General features: G+C 36.2%; 1 protein-coding gene. It reads right to left on the bottom strand.

Going from position 1 to position 2,122, the window contains the following annotated elements; genetic code table 11:
- Positions 1–88 precede the first annotated feature (88 nt).
- Entirely contained in the window at positions 89–1,753 is a 1,665-nt protein-coding gene (gene glnS / locus ARSQ2_RS09595) for a glutamine--tRNA ligase (protein ID WP_181995166.1), read from the bottom strand.
- Between the last annotated feature and the right edge of the window lie 369 nt (positions 1,754–2,122).

Below are 2,122 nucleotides of genomic sequence, written 5' to 3'. Positions count from 1 at the left end.
TCCAATATAAATTTAGTGATATAAGGTAATTATTTGTAATTATTTTAAAGTCGTCCAGCTATACCATAACTCTTAGCCGGGTAATTTCTTAGCTTGCTATTTTTGCCCAACTATCTCTTAAGCCTACAGTGCGATTAAATACCAGCTGCTTAGCTGTATGATCATGGCTATCTGCACAAAAATAACCCTCGCGTTCAAACTGATAAGCTTTTTCTGGTTGCGCGGTAATTAAACTTGGTTCAACAAACCCATAACGAATCACTAAAGAATCAGGATTAACAGTACGCAAAAAGTCCTCTTCTGCGACAGGATTAGGCACAGTAAATAAGCGATCATACAATCGGATCTCTGCTGGCAAGGCATGTGATGCACTAACCCAATGCACAACTCCTTTGACTTTACGTCCATCAGCAGGATCTTTATTTAATGTATCAGCATCATAAGTACAATAAATCGTGGTAATATTTCCTTCTGCATCTTTATCAACCCGATTAGCTTGTATAATATAAGCGTTTCGTAAACGCACTTCTTTACCCAAAACTAAGCGCTTATATTGCCGATTAGCTTCTTCACGAAAATCAGCTCGATCGATATAAAGTTCCCGACTAAATGGCACTTGTCGAGTGCCCATTTCAGGTTTATTAGGGTGATTATACATCGTCAGCATTTGCTCATCAGCAGACATATTTTCAATCACTAACTTTATGGGATCTAATACCGCCATTCGCCGTGGTGCATTTTCATTTAGATCATCACGAATACAAGATTCCAATGCTGCTATTTCAATAGTATTATCTTGCTTAGTCACGCCAATACGCCGACAAAATTCACGAATCGACGCTGCCGTATAACCACGACGACGTAAACCTGAAATGGTTGGCATTCTGGGATCATCCCAGTTTTCAACCCTATTTTCCGCCACTAACTGATTTAGTTTACGTTTTGACATCACCGTATAAGCAAAATTTAGACGCGAAAACTCATACTGTCTTGGATGACAATCAATGCTAATATTATCTAATATCCAATCATATAACCGGCGATTATCTTGAAATTCCAGGGTACAAAGTGAGTGGGTAATCCCCTCCAATGCGTCCGAAATACAATGAGTAAAATCATACATTGGATAAATACACCATTTATTACCCGATTGGTGGTGTTCAGCATATTTTATCCGATATAACACCGGATCGCGCATGACAATAAAATAGGATGACATATCAATTTTAGCACGTAGACAGGCCTTTCCTTCTTCAAATCCACCCACTCGCATCTTGTCAAATAGCTGCAAATTCTGCTCAATAGTACGATCACGATATGGACTATTTTTACCTGACTGCTTTAAAGTTCCGCGATATTCACGAATAGCATCAGGACTTAATTCATCAACATAAGCTAAGCCTTTTTTAATCAGCTCAATAGCATATTGATATAGGTCATCAAAATAATCTGACGAATATTTTACGTTACCACTCCAATTAAATCCTAACCATTTCACATCTTCTTGAATAGAATTAACATATTCAACATCTTCTTTAACTGGATTAGTATCATCAAAACGCAAATTGCATTGACCCTGATAATCCTCTGCAATACCAAAATTCAAACAGATTGATTTGGCATGACCAATATGTAAATAACCATTAGGTTCAGGTGGAAAACGGGTATATACATGAGTATGCTTACCTGTAGCCAAATCTTCTTCAATAATCTGGCGAATGAAATTTCTTGGGCAAGTATCTGCCTCATTCATTGTCATAGTTCCTCAATGAAAAAGCATGTTAATAACGCTTTTATCATCTACGATATCCAAATTAGAAACAACCGTTTATTAATATATATTGTTAGGCTTTATTTAATCAATAAAAAGCTGATAAAGGAAAAACGGGAGGTTCATAACCTTTCCCGTTTTTATTCATTATTAATTATATGGTTATCATATCAAATCATAATGATAAAACACATTACTTCAATACATCATAAATTGGTGTTACTCGAACGATTACTTCACCAGTTGCAACTATTGTCAATCCCTGATAATCATCAATATTACTGATAACGACTGGACTTATCATTGACTTAGCATGCTTTTCCAAATAATCGAGATCTAATTTCAGGATAG

This window comes from Arsenophonus endosymbiont of Bemisia tabaci Q2, assembly GCF_902713415.1.
Lineage (GTDB): Bacteria > Pseudomonadota > Gammaproteobacteria > Enterobacterales > Enterobacteriaceae > Arsenophonus.
Note: the sequence above shows the minus strand (reverse complement) of the source record. Positions and strands in the feature narration are given on the sequence as shown.

Coding starts and splice junctions, on each gene's coding strand:
- glnS (WP_181995166.1), bottom strand. CDS start 1,753: ATGAATGAGGCAGATACTTGCCCAAGAAATTTCATTCGCCAGATTATT.